The following is a 1403-nucleotide window of genomic DNA, read 5'->3' on the forward strand; positions in this document are numbered from 1 at the left end:
CTGATGGACACGGCCACCGCGTCCGGGGCCAACTTCGCCGCGGTGAACCTGTTCGTCTCGGCCGGCTTCCTGCTGGTCGTGCCGGTCGCCCTGTTCTGCGGGGACACCGTGGCCGCGGAGGCCAACTGGTCCTCGCTGCGGTATCTGCTGGCCGCGCCCGTGCCCAGGGCCCGGCTGCTGTGGTCCAAGCTGGCCGTGGCGCTCGGGCTGAGCCTCGCCGCGATGGTGCTGCTGCCGCTCGTCGCCCTCGCCGTCGGCACCGCCGCCTACGGCTGGGGGCCGCTCCGGATACCCACCGGCGGCGAGCTGGACCCCGGCACGGCCGTACAGCGGCTCGTGGTGGCGGTGGCGTACATCTTCGTGTCCCAACTGGTCACCGCGGGGCTCGCGTTCTGGCTGTCGACCAGGACGGACGCCCCGCTCGGCGCGGTCGGCGGCGCGGTCGGGCTGACCATCGTCGGCAATGTCCTGGACGCCGTCACCGCGCTGGGCCACTGGCGCGACTTCCTGCCCGCGCACTGGCAGTTCGCCTGGGCCGACGCCGTGCAGCCGCACGCCGAGTGGTCCGGGATGATCCAGGGCGCCGCTCTCTCGGTCACCTGCGCCCTCGTGCTGTTCGCCCTGGCCTTCCGGGGCTTCGCCCGCAAGGACATCGTCTCCTAGCCCGTTCTCCGGCCCTGCGGCGCCCGGGCCCGCCGAGGTGCCGGACACAGCGGAACGGCGGGCCACCGGGGGAACCGGTGACCCGCCGTCGCGGGGCTTCGTCCGTCAGCTGCCGACGGCGCCGTTGCCCGACAGGGCGGAGATGTCGTCCAGGATGTGCGACAGGGCCTCGTCGCCCTTGGCCTGCGTGGAGTTCTCCGTGCACTGCTGGGTCTGCGGCGAGGACAGGATCGGGATGTCCTGGACACCGACGTTGACCAGGGCGACCAGCGACTGGGCGTCGATCTTCGCCGGCAGGCCGATGCAGGGCTTGTTGAGCGAGCCTTCGACCAGCGAGAGCTGCGGGCTCATGTTGCCGGCGGTGGCCGAGTTGCCGAAGGCCGACGTGGCGCCGTTGCCGCTGAGCGACGTGGTGCCGTGGTCATTGCCGATGGCGAGGGCCTGGGGAGCCGCAGCACCGGCGAGACCGGCGACGGAGGCGGCAACGGCCGCGGTTGCCCACAGCTTCTTCATGTTCGTTCCCTTTCGAAAGGCGGACTCCGGGGAGGAGCTGCGTGAGCGTCAACTGGCTCGGTGCGGCCGTGGTTGCGGCGTTTGCCCCGTTCGGAGCAGCGTGGTCGGATGAATGGATGAACGTCCCCCCATCGAACCGACCCGAACCGGCTCGAACCGGCGCCGGGACGACGAAACGGCGGGCCACCGGGGGAACCGGTGACCCGCCGTCGCGGGGGAGAGTCCGT

Annotated in this window: 2 protein-coding genes; one reads left to right on the forward strand and one right to left on the reverse strand. The window is 72.1% G+C overall.

Going from position 1 to position 1403, the window contains the following annotated elements; genetic code table 11:
• The coding region (locus ACPC54_RS41995) for an ABC transporter permease (RefSeq protein WP_498973024.1) at window positions 1-663 on the forward strand (663 nt) is incomplete at its 5' end.
• A 105-nt stretch (window positions 664-768) separates the two neighbouring features.
• Here the strand turns inward: ACPC54_RS41995 and ACPC54_RS42000 are convergent.
• On the reverse strand, window positions 769-1176 hold the full coding sequence (locus ACPC54_RS42000) for a rodlin (protein ID WP_498973026.1): 408 nt from the start codon (window positions 1174-1176) through the stop codon (window positions 769-771).
• Window positions 1177-1403 lie beyond the last annotated feature (227 nt).

This window comes from Kitasatospora sp. NPDC094028 (assembly GCF_049543595.1).
Taxonomy (GTDB): Bacteria; Actinomycetota; Actinomycetes; order Streptomycetales; family Streptomycetaceae; genus Kitasatospora.

Coding starts and splice junctions, on each gene's coding strand:
- ACPC54_RS42000 (WP_498973026.1), bottom strand. CDS start 1,176: ATGAAGAAGCTGTGGGCAACCGCGGCCGTTGCCGCCTCCGTCGCCGGT.